Annotated in this window: 15 protein-coding genes and 1 pseudogene; 6 read left to right on the top strand and 10 right to left on the bottom strand. The window is 67.8% G+C overall.

Annotated features, from left to right (window positions below):
* Positions 1–560 precede the first annotated feature (560 nt).
* Both AB0M70_RS29465 and AB0M70_RS29460 read left to right on the top strand, forming a co-directional pair.
* Positions 561–968, top strand: coding sequence for an ANTAR domain-containing protein (locus tag AB0M70_RS29465; protein WP_365824501.1), 408 nt, complete (start codon positions 561–563; stop codon positions 966–968).
* 507 nt (positions 969–1,475) lie between these two features.
* Positions 1,476–2,693, top strand: coding sequence for an IS110 family transposase (locus AB0M70_RS29460; RefSeq protein WP_365824499.1), 1,218 nt, complete (start codon positions 1,476–1,478; stop codon positions 2,691–2,693).
* 504 nt (positions 2,694–3,197) lie between these two features.
* Here the strand turns inward: AB0M70_RS29460 and corA are convergent.
* The 4 genes from corA to AB0M70_RS29440 form a co-directional block, all read right to left on the bottom strand.
* Entirely contained in the window at positions 3,198–4,175 is a 978-nt protein-coding gene (corA, locus tag AB0M70_RS29455; protein WP_365824497.1) for a magnesium/cobalt transporter CorA, read from the bottom strand.
* A gap of 352 nt (positions 4,176–4,527) precedes the next feature.
* A complete protein-coding gene (locus tag AB0M70_RS29450; RefSeq protein WP_365824495.1) occupies positions 4,528–4,938 on the bottom strand; it encodes a VOC family protein in 411 nt (136 codons plus the stop codon).
* Between the two features lie 328 nt (positions 4,939–5,266).
* Positions 5,267–6,283 (bottom strand): sigma-70 family RNA polymerase sigma factor, encoded by a 1,017-nt coding sequence (locus tag AB0M70_RS29445; RefSeq protein WP_365824493.1) that lies wholly within the window; start codon positions 6,281–6,283, stop codon positions 5,267–5,269.
* A gap of 19 nt (positions 6,284–6,302) precedes the next feature.
* Complete coding sequence (locus AB0M70_RS29440) at positions 6,303–7,046, bottom strand: SDR family oxidoreductase (protein ID WP_365824491.1); 744 nt, start codon at positions 7,044–7,046, stop codon at positions 6,303–6,305.
* Positions 7,047–7,497: 451 nt separating this feature from the next.
* Here AB0M70_RS29440 and AB0M70_RS29435 point away from each other — a divergent pair, with 451 nt between their 5' ends.
* Together AB0M70_RS29435 and AB0M70_RS29430 are read left to right on the top strand one after the other, a co-directional pair.
* Positions 7,498–8,619: a hypothetical protein gene (locus AB0M70_RS29435; RefSeq protein WP_365824489.1), complete on the top strand. Its 1,122-nt coding sequence runs from the start codon at positions 7,498–7,500 to the stop codon at positions 8,617–8,619.
* Between the two features lie 186 nt (positions 8,620–8,805).
* Positions 8,806–9,297, top strand: a complete 492-nt coding sequence (locus AB0M70_RS29430) for a hypothetical protein (protein WP_365824487.1) — start codon at positions 8,806–8,808, stop codon at positions 9,295–9,297.
* 239 nt (positions 9,298–9,536) lie between these two features.
* On the opposite strand, the gene AB0M70_RS29425 is transcribed toward AB0M70_RS29430, so the two are convergent.
* From AB0M70_RS29425 to AB0M70_RS29410, 4 genes and pseudogenes are all read right to left on the bottom strand, one after another.
* A complete protein-coding gene (locus AB0M70_RS29425; RefSeq protein WP_365824485.1) occupies positions 9,537–10,547 on the bottom strand; it encodes an aldo/keto reductase in 1,011 nt (336 codons plus the stop codon).
* Positions 10,548–10,669: 122 nt separating this feature from the next.
* A pseudogene (locus tag AB0M70_RS29420) lies at positions 10,670–10,903 on the bottom strand (hypothetical protein); the annotation flags it as partial.
* Positions 10,904–11,033: 130 nt separating this feature from the next.
* Positions 11,034–12,158: an acyl-CoA desaturase gene (locus tag AB0M70_RS29415; RefSeq protein ID WP_365824483.1), complete on the bottom strand. Its 1,125-nt coding sequence runs from the start codon at positions 12,156–12,158 to the stop codon at positions 11,034–11,036.
* A gap of 7 nt (positions 12,159–12,165) precedes the next feature.
* A complete protein-coding gene (locus AB0M70_RS29410; protein ID WP_365824481.1) occupies positions 12,166–13,221 on the bottom strand; it encodes a ferredoxin reductase in 1,056 nt (351 codons plus the stop codon).
* Positions 13,222–13,308: 87 nt separating this feature from the next.
* Between AB0M70_RS29410 and AB0M70_RS29405 the strand changes: the two genes are divergently transcribed.
* Together AB0M70_RS29405 and AB0M70_RS29400 are read left to right on the top strand one after the other, a co-directional pair.
* Positions 13,309–14,448 (top strand): helix-turn-helix domain-containing protein, encoded by a 1,140-nt coding sequence (locus tag AB0M70_RS29405; protein WP_365824479.1) that lies wholly within the window; start codon positions 13,309–13,311, stop codon positions 14,446–14,448.
* A 287-nt stretch (positions 14,449–14,735) separates the two neighbouring features.
* Positions 14,736–15,074 (top strand): thioredoxin domain-containing protein, encoded by a 339-nt coding sequence (locus AB0M70_RS29400; protein WP_365824477.1) that lies wholly within the window; start codon positions 14,736–14,738, stop codon positions 15,072–15,074.
* A 276-nt stretch (positions 15,075–15,350) separates the two neighbouring features.
* Here the strand turns inward: AB0M70_RS29400 and AB0M70_RS29395 are convergent, their stop codons facing one another.
* Together AB0M70_RS29395 and AB0M70_RS29390 are read right to left on the bottom strand one after the other, a co-directional pair.
* Positions 15,351–15,833, bottom strand: coding sequence for an ATP-binding protein (locus AB0M70_RS29395; RefSeq protein ID WP_365824475.1), 483 nt, complete (start codon positions 15,831–15,833; stop codon positions 15,351–15,353).
* A gap of 264 nt (positions 15,834–16,097) precedes the next feature.
* On the bottom strand, positions 16,098–16,565 hold the full coding sequence (locus AB0M70_RS29390) for a hypothetical protein (RefSeq protein ID WP_365824473.1): 468 nt from the start codon (positions 16,563–16,565) through the stop codon (positions 16,098–16,100).
* Positions 16,566–16,680: the final 115 nt, after the last annotated feature.

Raw genomic sequence — 16,680 nt, 5'->3', positions numbered from 1 at the left:
AGGGACGTGAGAGCTCCCCTCGCTCGCGCCCCTGCGGAGGACGCCCCCACGGCGACAGGGCGCGGGAGTGCCCAGACACACGTTGTGAGGACGGGGCTGGAGCCGGTTCGTCGGCGATTCGACTCCAGCCGTCTCTGAGGAGTTACCTCGACTCGGGGGCTAGGAGTCTGAGCCAAAGATCTTAAGGGCCAACTGCCCTACGCACAGGATGCCCGCAAAAGCCCTCGCCCATAGCCGTGTTGACGCCCTCTTTGCGTGATGGCCTCCATTGTCCGGAACTCGCCCCTTCGTTTTGCAGGAAGCCCAACCTTCTGCCCGCCCGTAGCTCGGTGGCCCCCCAGCATGCAGACGGCCTGGGCCCGTCAGGACATGCTCGAGCGGCACTTGGAGTCCCCACGGTCATCGGCTACGAGGCCATCAGGAACGTGGACGACTCTGCGTCCCGGTGTCATTGCATCATCACCGGCATGTGAGGCTGACGCGCTTGGGCCTTCCGCCGTCTCCCCAAATCAGGGACACTCGTCACTGTCAGTAGTTCACCCAGGGCAGAGGGAGCGGGCGTGACCCTTCCTGCTTTCGATCCCGATCGGTCTGACCGGCGGGACCAATGGGCCCATGAGTGCGCGCGGCAGCGCGAAAAGACTGCCGCCGTCCAGAACTGGGTTGCACGCAAGCAGGCCACGGCAGTTGAGATGCGTCTTCGGGCGGTCGCCATACGCCTGTTCGCACGAACCATGCGCGGCGAGAGCGCGGGATCTCCCCCGGCTGCGCCCTCGCCCAGCGGCACCCCCCTCGATCGACTTCTGAGGCAGGCCGTAGTGACCGAACAGGCGAAGGGCATCCTCGCCGCAAGGCTCCACTGCTCCGCCGATCAAGCGCTCACTCTCCTTCAGGAGTACAGCCGCAGGATGAACGAGCCAGTCCACCTCTTCGCCCGCGAGATCGTCGACGATAAGAATCGCCTCTGACCGCGAAGCGAGCTCCTGAAGAGTGCTGGTACATGGCGTTCTCTACCCCTGCCACTGTGACGGCCGCCCAACCGAGTCTGTACGTGCAGGCTCTGATGCCTGACATACAGGCGACCCGGGCCTGGGGCACCAACCGCACCGAGACGGATCGTGGCCGCCAGTGGGCAGGCCGGGGCTCCGGTTGCAGTTCGTAGCGTCCAAACCTCATCCGTCCGCCTGCAGAGATAGGGGCAAAAACCCCTGCCCCGTTATGTTTTCCGCGGCTCCGCAACGGGGCCGTTGGCCTCCGGGCCCGGCATGACTGTTGCCCCCTGTCGAAGGCATGACCTGGGGGGTGGTGTCACCGGGCCCGGGAGGTGTCTGTCGGAGACGCTGATCAGAGGTCCGGCCACCGCCTGGTCCGACGCAATGCCGGGCAGTTCGCGGGCGACAGGTCTGCATAACGTGGATGCGCGAGTACGACACCCGAGCCAAGGCCAGCACCGTCAACACCCGTGCAAGGGCGCGATGTTCGAGATCGAAGACGTGGGCGTGTTCCTCGGCCTGGACGTCGGCAAGACGGCCCATCACGGCCACGGGCTCACCCCGGCCGGGAAGAAGATCTTCGACAAGCCGCTGCCCAACAGCGAACCGAAACTGCGGGCCGTGTTCGAGAAGCTGACCGCGAAGTTCGGCTCCGTCCTGGTGATCGTGGACCAGCCCGCCTCCATCGGCGCCCTCCCGCTGACGGTCGCCCGCGACGCCGGCTGCCGCGTCGCCTACCTGCCAGGTCTGGCCATGCGCCGCATCGCCGACCTCTACCCCGGCGAGGCGAAAACGGACGCGAAGGATGCGGCCGTGATCGCGGATGCCGCTCGGACGATGCCGCACACCCTGCGCTCGCTGGAACTGACCGATGAGATCACCGCCGAACTCACCGTCCTGACCGGCTTTGACCAGGACCTGGCCGCCGAGGCCACCCGCACCTCCAACCGCATACGCGGCCTGCTCACCCAGTTCCACCCCTCCCTGGAACGCGTCCTGGGACCCCGCCTCGATCATGTCGCGGTGACCTGGCTGCTGGAGCGTCACGGCTCCCCAGCCGCCCTGCGCAAGGCCGGCCGCCGCAGACTCGTCGAGTTGATCCGCCCCAAGGCGCCACGCATGGCCCAAAGACTGATCGACGACATCTTCGACGCGCTTGACGAGCAGACCGTCATCGTCCCGGGCACCGGCACTCTCGACATCGTCATCCCCTCCCTGGCCGCGTCCCTGGCCGCCGTCCACACCCAGCGCCGGGCGATGGAAGCCCAGATCAACACCCTGCTGGAGGCTCACCCTCTTTCGCAGGTCCTGACGTCGATGCCCGGCGTCGGCGTCAGGACCGCCGCCGTCCTGCTGGTCACCGTCGGCGACGGCACCAGCTTCCCCACCGCCGGACACCTGGCCTCCTACGCCGGACTCGCGCCGACGACAAAGGCGTCGGGCACCTCGATCCACGGCGAACACGCTCCCCGAGGCGGCAACCGGCAGCTGAAGCGGGCCATGTTCCTGTCCGCCTTCGCCTGCATGAACGCCGATCCAGCCTCCCGCGCCTACTACGACAAGCAACGAGCCCGCGGCAAGACCCACACCCAGGCCCTCCTCCGCCTCGCCCGCCAACGCATCAGCGTCCTGTTCGCGATGCTCCGCGACGGCACCCTCTACGAATCGCGGACACCGAAGGACGTCGAGCTCGCCGCATAACCCCAGCAACCCCTAACCCGACAGGGATGCCTTGACGAAAGACATAGAGGCACCCCCCTCGACCGATGCTCCAGCGACTCGGGTTTACTCACGTGCCCCTCCCAGCGCCGCCGCCTGGGCACGACGTCAACCGGTAAAGCTCCTCGTCGGGGGCCGCGCAGTGGCCGGCGGGTCGGCAAGCACGCTCCGCCTCTCGGTCGGGAAGCGGGCGACGGGTTGCTCTTAAGGCCGGTGGCCCGAGGCTTCCGCGACAAGCTCACGCACCTCTTCGAACACACCGGCCTCCCCAAAGACCAGGCCACCGCGATCGCAGAGAGCCTGCTCTGCTCCCCGGCCTTCTGACGTACGACTACACCCGTGGCGAGGGATCCCCCAACGACCGCAACCTCACCGACGATGTCGTTGACGTGGGGTTCGCTTGGCTGAGCAACGGCGCCGTTCCCTAGGACGAGCTGAGGGGTGATGCGCCTGTATCGGGTCGGGAACCCAGCTGAGGGCAGGGAGTCACAGCCATCCGTTGCGGCGGAAGACCCGGTGGAGCAGGGTGCACGCCCCGGCCATCACGGCGACGGCAAGGGGGTAGCCGTAGACCCATTGCAGTTCGGGCATGTGCGTGAAGTTCATGCCGTAGATGCCGGCGATAAGGGTGGGCAGGGCAAAGATGGCCGCCCAGGCGGAGATGGTGCGCATGTCGTCGTTCTGCCGGGCACCTACCTGGGCCAGGTGGGCGTCGAGAACGGAGTTCAGCAGGTCGTCCAAGGACCGGACCTCGGTATCTGTGCGGTGTACGTGATCAGCGACATCCCGGAAGTACGGCAGCGCCTCCTGAGGCCAGCCGGAGAGCGGGCTCACGAAGTCCTGCACAACAGGCACCAGAGGCTGCACAGCGTCCCGGAATTCCAGCACCTCGCGCTTGAGGGAGTACACCTCTTCGATCACGTCTTCGCGTTCCGGGGAGAACACCCGGCGCTCCAAGTCGGTCAGATCGCCGCGCACTTCCTCCGCGATGGCGGTGTAGGTGTCCACCGTCACGTCCAGGACGGCGTGCAGCACCGCCACCGGCCCCATGGCCAGCATGGCAGGGGCACGATCGAGTCGGCGAGCGGCCTCCGCCGCGGGATCTGTCTGCCCGTGGCAGACAGTCAGGACAAAGTTCGGGCCGAGGAAAATCATGGCCTCGCCCGATTCGACCTGCGAGGTCTCCTTGACGTACCGCAACGTCTTCAGCGCGACGGACAGCACCTCGTCATAGCGCTCACGCTTGGGCCGCTGGTGCGCCTGGACGGCATCTTCGACCGCCAAAGGGTGCAGGCCCAGTTCCTCGGCCAGCGTCTCCACCTCCTGGGCGGAAGGATCAATCAGCCGAATCCAGGCGAACGTTTCCGGGGGCGCATCTCGCAGCCCCTTCAACGCGCATGCACCGTTTTTCCCTATGTTCGGTGTCTGTCGGGCGCCGTCGTTTCCATAGATCACACATTCCATGCCTAGCCACCTGCGCACCACACGCCGATCTATGCTTCCCCTCTGCCCGTAAGCCTCAAGACTCCGGGTAACCCGGCAGGGCAGGTGGCGACTCGGCGGTCGCGTTGTTCAACGGCCCATGGGCGCGAGCAAAGCTGTTGGACGTGGCGGTGAGTGACCTGACAGACAGCGGGATCGGGGAAGGTCTTACGGAGGTGTCGCGTCGTTCCCAGCGGATGCGCAGGCGGCCGACGTCCGACTCCGGAGGCACGTACTCCCACTCGATACCGGTAACGGCTCGATGAGCGAGAACACCCAATCATCGAGCCGACACGCCAACAGTCACACGATCAACCGCGCTGGTTAGAAGCAACTAGGCGCGCGTGGGCCAGATCGGGCCCTCGTCGGTCCAGGTGACGCCCTTGTTGTGGCACAGGCAGAAGGGGTGGCCCACCGGGTCGGTGTAGACCCGCCAGCCGTAGCCTTCGGGGCCGATGAAGTCCTGCACCCGCGTCGCGCCGAGTGCGACGATGCGGCGCTCCTCGGACTCGATGTCGTCCACTTCGAAGTCCAGGTGGAACTGCTTGGGGTGCGTGCGCTCGCCCCACTGCGGGGGGCTGTAGTCGTCCACCCGCTGGAAGGCGAGCTCGATCTCGCCGAACTTGATGCCGGCCCAGTTCTCGTCGCTGTCCTCCTTGATGGCACGTCCCGTCACCTCGGAGTAGAAGGCCGCCAGCTTCATCGGGTCCGGACAGTCGATGATGAAATCGGTGAGTCGCAACATTCCACGATCTTGACACAAGATCGACAACGTCGGACGTCCGCACGTTCTCCAGGCCGGGGGGCTCGCGTTATCCGGTATCCGAGTCGATGTTGATTACCTCAGCGTGCGGGCCGCTGCGCGCCACGGCCCGCGTCAAGGCGCCGGTGCCAGACGGGGAGAGTGGCACGAGTCGAAGCGGGCTTGGCCTGGCGCAGTGGTGGCTGCTCCCCTGCGATATGAGGGACAGTCCGGCACTGCGCCTACGCCATCGTGTGCGCTACTTGCCCCGCGCGACCCACAGGGGCGACGTGATCGGCGATCCCCCGGAAAGGGCGAGGATGTGCGGCGCCTACCGCTGCCCGTCGGTCATTCCGCGAACGAGGACGGGCGCCAGGCCGAACACCGGCACCAGGCTGGGGTCGTTGAACGCCGTGATGCGGGCGATCCGTCCCTGGCGCAGGGTCAGGACCTGCACTCCGTACGCCTCGTAGCGGCCTTCACCCACGCACGCGTAGGCGACGAGGGCGGGCTGGCCGTTGGCACGGGTGGGGACCAGGTGCCACCGGTTCCTGCGCAGGATCCGGTGGGCCAGAAATCCCACGACTGCCTCTTGGCCGGTGAACCATGTGGGGGTCGGCGGCATCTCCATCTCGACGTCCGCCCGCAGCAGCCGCAGCAGCGCGTCAGGGTCCGCCCTGGTGAACGCCTCGACGTAGCCGTCCAGGAGCGTGCGCCGCACCTCCTCGTCCGGCTCGGCCAGATCCTCTAACGCCCCATGGGCCTCAGCCAGGCGGGAGCGGGCGCGGCGCAGTGCACTGTCGACGGCTGCGGCCGTCGTGTCCAGCATGGCGGCGACCTCGGCCGTCCGAAACGCCAGCACGTCACGCAACGTCAGCACGGCCCGCTGCCGGGCGGACAGCAGTTGCAGCGCGGCGATGAAGGCCAGCCGTACGGTGCTCCTCGCGGTCACGACGGCCGCCGGGTCATCGGTGCCCACCAGCGCGTCGGGGACCGGCTGGAGCCAGGCCACCGCTGTTTCGCGCGCGCTCACGGCCACCCGGTGATCGTCCGAAGGCGCCCCCAGGCCCGAGGGCAGCGGCCGCCGGGAGCGTGTCTCCAGCGCGGTCAGGCAGGCCATGGTAGCGATCTTGTACAGCCACCGCCGCACCGAGGAGCGGCCCTCGAACCGGTCGAATGCGCGCCACGCCCGCAGGTAGGTCTCCTGTACGAGGTCCTCGGCGTCGTGGATCGAGCCGAGCATTCGGTAGCAGTGGGCGAGCAGTTCTGTCCTGAACGGCTCGGCCAGGGCGGAGAATTCGGCGTCCGAGGGCATGGCGGCCTCTCCCGGGGGTGCGGTGGCGTTCACGGTAACGGTCGTATGTGGCTCAGCCGACCGGGCGCAGTCCGGCCCCGCGCACCCGGTACTCCGCATCGCTTTCAGGGTCTTGGGCGACCGCGATGACGGATTTGGCGACCTGTTCCGCGGTGAGGACCGGCTGTTCCCGGCCCGCGACGAAGGTCTCGCGGTCCATGCCCTGGCGCGCGGCGTATCCGTCGGCCGCGACCAGGCCGACGCCGCCGGCCGGCGTCATGTCCGGCAGCAGCGTGTGGAAGCGGATGTCCAGGCCCGCCCGCTGCGCCTCTTGCTCGGCGTACTGCCGGAGGTAGCGGATGGAGGCCTTGGCGCTGGCGTATCCGCCGCTGAGCGGCGAACCGCCCAGGGCTGCTCCGCTGGACATCGATATGACGACGCTGCCCGCGGCCAGCGGTTCCAGCAGTGCCGCACGCGTCCAGGTGAACACGTGCCGGGTGTCGGTGTGCCAGTGACGGCTGAAGGTTTCCCAGGTCTGCTCCTGCACGGGTGCCATGTGCGGGGTGAGTCCGGCATTCAAGACGAGCAGATGGGGACGGTGTTCGCGGAGGACGTCCCCGGCGAGCGCTTCACTGGTGGCATCAGCGGCGATGGGCGTGAAGCCGGCGCCGAGTTCGGCCTGCACGGCGCGCAACTCCTGGTGGCTGCGGGCGATACCGATGACGCGGATACCGCTCGTGACGAGCGCGGCGGAGATCGCACGCCCGAAACCGCGGCCGGCTCCGGTCACCACAGCGCTCTGGAAGAGGTCAGACATCGAGGACTCCATAGGGTTGGTCGGGTTCGGTCGCCATCTAGACCAGCCGCCGCAGGAAATACCGTCGCCCCACCCCACCACCACAAGGGTGACGTGCGTCACAATCCATCGCCCCGCGCCCTCCCTGCTCCCCGACCGGCGGCCGAGGCGACAACGCCGCCGGCGGACCGTGACAGTCCGCGGGCCTGATCGTCCTCGCTCATCAGGAGGGTCATATGCGCGTGGCGTTGCCCTCACCGTCAGCCCGCGCACCCACCCGACGCCCACGCGACGACGCGGAGCCCGTTCCGTTTCGGATCATGGGATCGCCGGTTCGGACGGCCCGCTGCCTGACGCGCATCGGCCGCGGAACGATCCTTTCTTCCGGGTATGTCACGCGGCTTCAACGTTGCGTCGGCGATATCTTTGGGCACTTGCGAACGCGGGGACAGCCGACGAGAAGGGTCCAGCCATGCCGGAGTCGTCGCAGGGCGTTACGGTCGTGGCTCTCCTCGCGGACCCGGACACTCCCACGGAGATCGCGCAGCGCATCGCCCAGACACTTCCTGATCGGCTCGCCGACAAGGCAGGCCAGGGGCAACGCTTCGAGGTCGAGGTGGTCAGTGAACCCTTCACCGCAGGGACAGAAGACCCGTCCACCTTGATGCGCCGGATCATGGACCGTGCACGTGCGGAAAACTGGGACATCGTCGTGGCCCTCACCGACCTTCCGCTGTCCTCACACAGGCGCAAGCTCGTTGTGGATCTGAGTCACGAACACGGCTTGGCGCTGCTGTCCCTTCCTTCACTGGGAGGCTGGCGGCTGCAGACAAAGGCCCGGCGGGCCGTGGAAGAAGCCGTGCTCAGCCTCGCGGGCCCGCGGGCCACCGGGGCTGGGGGCGCTCGGCGAAGTCAGCCGCTGCTGGGGTCCCTCGTCGGTCGTCTCGCGCCCATCCATCCGGGCCCGGTCGATGAGGAGGAGACCGCCGACCTGCGGTACGTCGCGAGCGGGCCGCGCGGTTACCTCAGGGTCCTCGTCGGAATGGTCCGCGCCAACCGGCCGTGGCGGTTGGTGCCGGGCCTGTCCAAGGCCCTGGCGGCCGCACTCGCCACGGGAGCCATCGCCACCGTGAACTCCACCGTCTGGAGCCTGGCCGCGTCCCTGAGCGCGCCACGCCTCGTGATCGCCATGGTCGGGTCTGTCGCGCTCATGATCGGCTGGCTGATCGTGGACGCGAACCTGTGGCACCGCGCAGGAGAGGTCTTGCCGGAGGCCAGGAAGAGGGCGGCTCTCTACAACGCCTCGACCGTCGTCACCGTGGGTATCGGCGTGCTCGTCTGCTACGTGGGTTTGATGGGCATCAACTTGGTGTGGGCCTTGTTCATCCTCAACGACCGAGTGTTCGCCTCCATGACACGAACCCCGCTGCACGCCACGGAGTACTGGACGCTGTCCTGGTTCGTCGCTTCGATCGCCACGGTGGGCGGCGCCCTGGGATCGGGGTTGGAGAGCGACGAGGCGGTCCGGGCAGCCGCCTACTCCAAGCGCGAACAGGAACGGCGCAGCCTGCTGCAGGACGACCACGGTGACTAGGCAGTTTGTGTCAGCTCATCAAGCTGACCAACGGCAGATGCCGAGCACACCCTGGAGCCCCATCACCCACCGACGATATGCCGTCAGGGCTATGACGTCATGCTGATGTTGGTCTTGGACGCCTCAACTCGCCCGTCATAGCGTCAGGTTGCTCGCACACGCCGATCGCTATGAGGAGTTTCCACCATGAGGAACCACAGCAACCGGCCCCTGTTCAAGAGACTCGCCGCCCTCTCTCTGGTCACCGTGGCGGTCGGCGTCTCAGCCGCGGGGGGCGCGAATGCCGATGCCCCGAAGACGGGCCGGGCCGAGGTCATCGAACTCCAACTCAAGGACCTTGAGTACGAGTCCGTCGACCTCGGCAAGGCAGGGCCGAGCCTGGGCGACATGAGCGTCTACTGCGCCACCGCGGTGGAGAACGGCCGCGACGTCGGACGGGGGGCCGGAACGTCGCAAGTCGTGTACGTCGACGGTGGGAAAGTCACGTCGCAGGCCGTGATCACGATAGAGCTCCAGCGTGGCTCCCTGACGATGCAATCGCTGCGGCCGGACGAGGCGAGTTCGCTCGACATGGCCATCACCGGCGGCACGGGCGCATTCAAGGACGCCCGGGGCAGTGTGCGCTACTGGGACATCAACACACCAAAGGAGAGGCTGCGCGCCGAGATCCTGCACTGACGGAGGACGGGACCACCGTGCCCGCAGCCTCCGCCCAGCCAGTTCTAAAGACTCTGCGATGGCCGGGGCGCCCGTGACCCGCCCGAAGACCGGTCAGGTCTGGTGCGTCCAGTCAGCGCCCAGGTCCAGGAGGCCGGGGAGTTGAGGTCGTCGATGCGGACGTGGCTCCCGCTGCGCGCCCACCACAGGGCTGTGCAGGCCCAGGCCAAGGACTCGTCGAAGGCCGGCGGTAGCCCGGACTACCGGGAGCTGGCCACAGGCCGCGGCTTGTAGAAGGACTCCTCCAGGTAGGCGACCTCGTGCGGCTGATAGGGCTCCTCCAAGTAGGCGGCCTCGTCCTCGTCGAGTGCGACGTCCACGGCAGCCAGGGCGTCGGCCAGCTGGGCCGGCTTGGTGACCCCGACGATGGGCGAGGTCACCGCCGGGTTGCGCATGACCCAGGCCAGAGCGACCTGGGCCGGGGACAGACCCCGCTTGCCCGCGATCTCGTGGACGCGCTCGGCCACTGCCTGGTCCCCGTCGCGGTAGAGGATCTTGCCGCCCGGGTCGGTCTCGGCACGCGTCGTGGCGGTGTCCCGGACCCGAGTCAGCCTGCCTCGCGCCAGCGGGCTCCACGGGATCACGCCGATGCCCTGGTCGGCGCAGAGCGGGAGCATCTCCCGCTCTGCTTCTCGGTGGATGAGGTTGTAGTGGTCCTGCATCGACACGAACCGGGTCCAGCCGTTCAGGTCAGCCAGGTACAGGGCCTTGGCGAACTGCCAGGCGTACATGGAAGAGGCTCCGATGTAGCGGACCTTCCCGGACTTGACCGCGTCGTGCAGCGCCTCGAGGGTTTCCTCGATCGGGGTGTCGTAGTCCCAGCGGTGGATCTGGTACAGGTCGATGTAGTCGGTCCCCAGCCGCTTCAGGGAGGCGTCGAGTTCGGCGAAGATGGCCTTGCGGGACAGCCCGGCTCCATTCGGGCCGGGGCGCATCCGCATCCAGACCTTGGTGGAGAGGACGACCTCCTCGCGCCGGGTGAAGTCCTTGACCGCCTGGCCGACGATCTCCTCGCTGCTTCCGGCGCTGTACCCATTGGCCGTGTCGAGGAAGTTGACGCCGCCCTCCAGGGCCTGCTTGATGATGTCCCGGCTGGCGTCCGCTCCCAGCGACCAGGGCTCGCCACCCCGCTCCGGCTCGCCGAAGCTCATGCAACCGAGGGTGATGGCGGAGACTTCCAGTCCGGTCGTTCCGAGTTTGATGTATCGCATGCGCCGAAACTAGGAGTTGGTGTGCGCTCTAACGCAAACTCGGAGGCGTGGGGCATGCTCCGCCGGGCCGGGCGGCGGTATCGCAGCATTCGCGACCGCGCCCGCCCCTACCCGCCGAATCCCTAAGTGGTGGAGATCGTCTTGAGTGCGAGGGCCCGCAGCGGGGCGATCTTGGTGCGGGGGTTGCCGTGGTAGACGGCGTTGGTGCAGATCACCAGGTAGCGACCGGTCTCCGGGAGGTCTTCGAAGTCGCAGGTCGCGGCGGTGATGACGCCGGCCGCATGGGCGTGCCGACCTCCCTTGCTCAATGCGGTCCCCACCGGTAGCCGGGCCCCGTCCCGATCACGCGGGGAGAGCGCCGGTCGTCGACAGCGTGGTCCCGTGTCGTACGGTCCGAAGGCGCGATCGCCTGCGGTCCGCAACGGAACGGACCGTACCCGGCGGTCCCGCCGGGTAGGACCGAAAGATCTGAACCCATACCGGGGATCAGGCCGCCACAAGCTCCCGCTCCCGCTCCCGGCCCGGCGTTTTGGCCTTGGGCTTCTTGTTCGGCAGCGAGAGTCGGAAGACCTTGTGCCACGCGGAGAACACCTGCTTGGGCAGCGGGCCGGTGACGTACTCCAGCTCGTACTTCTCGAACAGTGCGCGCACCTTCACCGCGACCTCGGCGTACCGGTTGCTCGGCAGGTCCGGGAACAGGTGGTGCTCGATCTGGTGTGACAGGTTGCCGGTCATGAAGTGCATGGCCTTGCTGCCACTGATGTTCGCCGAGCCCATCATCTGGCGCAGGTACCACTGGCCGCGCGTCTCGCCGTTGATCGACCGGCGCTCGAAGACCTGTACGCCCTCGGGGAAGTGCCCGCACATGATCACCGAGTGGGTCCAGATGTTGCGGACCAGGTTCGCGGTGAACGTGGCGCCGAGCGTGGTGAGGAACGACGGGCCCGAAAGGAGCGGGTGGATCACGTAGTCCTTGAGCACCTGCTTGCGGATCTTGCGGCCCACGGCCTTGGCCTGCGCGCGGAACTCCGGGTTCTTGCGGCGGCGCTTGTCCAGGTTCTTGCCGAGCTCCAGGTCGTACGCTGCGATGCCGTACTCGAAGAAGCAGGCATTGAGGAAGTTCCACAGCGGCTGGCCGAGGTGGAAGGGGTGCCACTTCTGGTCCTCGTCGACGCGCATGATGCCGTAGCCGAGGTCGTTGTCCTTGCCGATCACGTTCGTGTACGTGTGGTGCAGCTCGTTGTGCGAGTGCTTCCACTGCTCGGACGGCGAGACGTGGTCCCACTCCCAGGTGGTGGAGTGGATCTTCGGGTCCCGCATCCAGTCCCACTGGCCGTGCAGGATGTTGTGGCCGATCTCCATGTTGTCCATGATCTTCGCCACGGACAGTCCGGCGGTGCCGAGCAGCCACGCGGGCGGGAACATCGAGAACAGCAGCACGCCCCTGCTGGCCAGCTCGAGCTTGCGCTGCACCGCGATGACCTTACGGATGTAGGCGGCGTCCTTCTCGCCGCGGCCGGCGATCACCTCGTCGCGGATCGCGTCCAGCTCGCGGCCGAGCTCCTCGATCTGCTCCGCGGTCAGGTGGGCGGTGGGGTCGATGGCGGTCACGGTGCTCCTACCGTTCGATGTCGCAGGGGCCCGCCGCGGCGGACACGCAGGTCTGGATGAGGACGCCGGGCTCGGCCTCGGTGATCTCTCCGGTGCGCAGGTCTCGGACGGCGCCGGCCTTGAGCGGCGTGACGCAGCCGAAGCAGATGCCCATGCGGCACCCGGAGGGCATGAGCACGCCGGCCTCTTCGCCGACGTCCAGCAACGGCGTGGCGCCGTCCGCGTCGACGGTCTTGCCGGTGGCGCTGAACGTGACCTCGCCGCCGTCGCCCGCGACGACGATGCTGGGGCGGAAGCGTTCGGTGTGCAGACGCTCTTGGATGCCGTGCGCGGTCCAGTGCTCTTCGGCGGCGTCGAGCAGGCCCGCGGGCCCGCATGCCCAGGTCTCGCGCTCGGTCCAGTCGGGCACGAGTTCGTCTAGACGGGCGATGTCGAGCATGCCGTCCGTGTCGGTGTGTACCTCGGTGAGCCGCAGCTTCGTGTCCGCGACCAGGTCGTGCAGTTCGTTGCGGAAGATCACGTCGTGCGGCTGTGGCGCGCAGTGGACCATGACGACGTCGTCGAACTCGGTGTCGCGCAGCATGCCCATCACGGGGGTGATGCCGCTGCCGGCCGTCAGGTAGAGCACCTTGGCGGGCGTGGCTTGTGGCAGCACGAAGTCGCCGGTCGGCTGGTCGAGTTCGATCAGCGTGCCTGGTTTCGCCCTGCGGACCAGGTGGTTGCTGACCTTGCCGTCCGGGATCGCCTTCACGGTGATGGTGACGCGGCCGTCCCGGCGGTTGGTCGGCGAGGTGATGGAGTAGGCACGCCACAGGCGCACCCCGTCGACGTCGACCCCGATCCGTACGTACTGACCGGCCGTGTGGCCGCGCCAGCCCCGCCCCGGTCTGATCACGATGGTCGCGGCGTCGCCCGTCTCGGGGTGCACGGCCTCGATGCGCCCCCGCAGGTCCGCGCCCGCCCGCAGCGGGCTGACCAGGTCGAGGTAGTCCGACGGCAGCAGCGGCGTCGTGACCATCTCCAGTAGTTTCCACGCCCTGCTGCGGAGGGCTGTACTCGTCATGGCTCCAGCTTGCTGCGCCTCAAGGCGTAAAGTCCTGACCGCAGGACGTAAATCTGGTCGCCTAGATTGTTCGCAGGGAACAAAAACATGAGCCATGCAACCCGGAGGGCCAGCGAACTGGCCTTGGACGAGACAACGGTCACCGCACTTCGGGCCGCGGTGAAGACGACCGCCGACGAGGTCGTCCAGGCGATCATCGACGAGGTACCGCCCTACGCCAACGCCCTTTCGGGCCGCATGGGCGCCACCATCCGCAGAGCCGTCCGCACCGCCCTGGGCCACTACCTGGACCTCGCGAGCGGGAAGGCCACCGGCGGCGACGCCGGCGACGCCGCCTACGAGCTGGGCCGCGGCGAGGTGCGCGACGGCCGTTCCATGGACGCCCTGCTCAGCGCCTATCGCGTCGGCGCCCGCGTGGCCTGGCGATGCCTGGCAGCGGGTGCCGTGCCCGCAGGTCTGCCCGCCGCCGAGGTCGCGAAGTTCGCCGAGCTGACCTTCGCCTACATCGACGAGCTCTCCGCCGCGAGCGCCGCGGGCCACGCCGACGAGCTGGCCGCCCGGGGCCGGGTCCACGAGCTTCACCTAGAACACCTGGCCCGCGACCTCCTCGCCGGCGCGAGCCCGGACGTGCTGCTGGCCTCTGCGCAGCGGGCCGGGTGGCAGCCTCCGGTGTCGCTGACCGCAGTCCTGCTGCCCGCCGCCCAGGCCCGGCCCGCCTACCGCGTACTCGACCCGAGCACCCTCGTCCTGGACGATCTGCCGGATGCCGCCGGTGTGCTGCTCGTCCCCGATGCCGACCGCGCACACCTCTTGCGCCAGCTGACCGACCGCACCGCCGTGGTCGGCCCGGCCCGGCCATGGACGCGTGCATCCGCCTCCTACGCACGAGCCGTACGCGCACGCACCCTCTCCTCGGATATACGCGACACCGAGGACCACCTGCCCGAGCTGGTCCTGAGCGCCGACGCGGACGCGTTCGCGGACCTGCGCGCCCGAGCCCTCGCACCGTTGCAGGCCTTGCCTGTCGCGACCGCGCGGCGCCTGGAGGAGACGCTGCGGGCGTGGCTGCTGCACCAGGGCAGGCGAGAGGAGGTGGCGGCGGCGTTGTTCGTCCATCCCCAGACTGTCCGGTACCGCATGGCGCAGCTGCGGGAGCTGTTTCCGGATCTCGCATCGCCGAACCGGGCCCTTGAACTGACGCTGGCGGTCGGTCTTCGGGTCACCTGACGCGTTCTTCGGCCGCGCACGACCGCGGACCGCGTCCGCGAGCGGTCCAGGAACCGGGCCTCGACCTTGGTGCCATCAGCGGGCCCACGCAGCCCGATAAAGAGCGGTATCAGCCAAGCGGAGGCTGGGGGCTGACGTGAAGAACAGACAAGGCCGCAACGGTGGCATGCGGCCAGGCCCCGTGCCTTCCCTCCGACAGGTCAGCCAGACGACCGACCGGACCGGCCTGGCGCACCGCGCGAGGGATGATGGGGAGGAAACGACGAAACGCGAGTTCAGGAGCTTGAATGGCGAAGCGGGTTCATCAACCCCGTGAGGACGCGGAGTTCGATTTCATCCTCGGGATGAGCGGAGTTCCGGTCCTCGCCTATTTCACCGGGACATGGCCCAAGGCCATCGAGCCCTGCCGGGTGATGGACCTCGTCGTGGGCGGCATCGCCGAGGACTACGCGGGCCGCCTGACAGTCGTCCGCACCGACATCACGCGTTGTCCGGCCGCAACCGAGCGATACGGGATCACCGGAGCCCCGTCCTACACCCTGCTGAAGGAGGGAGAGGCGGTGGCGCACGGCACGGGGCCAATGACCATCGCCGAGGTACAGAAGTTCCTGGACGGTCACCTCTGAGAGGCCGCTGCGGCACGTGGCCGCGACGCCCGGCACGTCGTATCTCGTCTACGGTAGGTGCGCCACCGGAGACGGCCTCGGGGCTGAGACACCCCACAGGTCCGTCCAGGAACACCGCCCCGGGTAGCGCACCATCGTCAGCTGGACGGCGAAATGGTTCTGCACCCGCGGGCCCCCTGCCGCCCCTCCACACCCTCCCCGCTCAAGATCACGCGCCGCACTGAGAACACCCAGCCAGCCTTGCGGACAACCCTGAGTACCTTCGTGATTGGGTGATCACGCGAGTTGGCGGCCGCCCGCGTCGCCGCCCGGGTCATCGGCCAGGACGACAGCCGTCTTGATACGTTTGCCGACCGGCTCGCGGTGCACCTCGAAGCTGCGGCACACCGCCATGACCAACTCCAGTCCGTGCTGACCGATCCGCGTCGGATCCGGTCCCAGGACCAACGGCAGTGTCGTGCTGCTGTCCCACACCGTCACCTCCACGGCCCCCTTGTCGACCTCCAGCGTCAGCAGACACGGTCCTGGGGCATAGCGATGGACGTTGGTCACCAGCTCGCTCACGACCAGCTGGACCACGCCCATGGCCCGCTTCGACACCGGCAGCCCGTGCTCGGCCTGCACCGACATCAAGAAGACACCGGCCAAGTCACGCGCCGCAGCGATCTCCTCACTGCCCTCGAACGCGGCGGAAACCGACAGCGAACGGCCCGTCAACAGCTGCGGACCCTCGCCTTGCCCTTGCCCAGCCAGCTCCATGGAGACCGCCTCACGTTCAAAAGCAGAGTCAAGTATCCACATCCGCTACCCCAAAACCCTCGCCACAGTCCTGGCATCTTCGACGCTGCGAGGTGATCACTTCAACCCGGCGCCCCAGGCCGGATCGGCGTGTGACAAAACCCCAACGCGCGGGACCTGGACTGCGCGTTCACAGTTTGCACGCCTGTCCATCGAGCGAGCCCCGCCCAACACAGCGCCTCTCCACGTCCAGGCAACTCAGCCGCCCGCGGAGGCCGCAGACAGTCACCGAGACTTCCGTGGCTCGGATTCAGAGGTGAGTTCCAGGAACGGGGCTTTGACTGACGCACGTACCGACGTGAAGGTCCGCTCGTGCATCTGCCGTAGCTTCCCGTCGGGTGATCTGTGCCAGAGCTTTCCAGAACCGTCCCGGAACTCCAGCTCTGGTGGCGGATCATCTGTCCTCGTCTCTCGCGTCACGGAGGCCTGCACAAGAAAGAGACTGACGGCCGCGGATGTGGCCCGGGACGTCTTGTTGGACGAGGGTGCTCTCGCCTCCAGAGTCGTCGTGGTCTTCGGGGGAAGCTCCCCGAGGCGCTCTTCCCTCATCCCTGGGATACGGACGGATACGTCGTAGACCGGAGCATCACTGGCATTGCTGATGCGTATGACCCGCTCCTGCGCAGCGTCCTTCTCCTCGACGCTGATCCACGCGCCCACGAGGCTGGCCTGGGAACGCTCCTTGTCACGCACGCTGCGCCGATACGAGACAGCTGCGATCGAGACCGACGTACTGGTCACCACGGCACTGACCCACGTCGGCACGTTGCCCCAATCCACTCCCTGCAATCCCGTTGGCATGTAGTTC

Source organism: Streptomyces sp. NPDC051214, from assembly GCF_040682375.1.
Classification (GTDB): Bacteria; Actinomycetota; Actinomycetes; order Streptomycetales; family Streptomycetaceae; genus Streptomyces.
The sequence above is the reverse complement of the archived record's forward strand: the minus strand, read 5'-3'. Positions and strand labels throughout refer to the sequence as shown.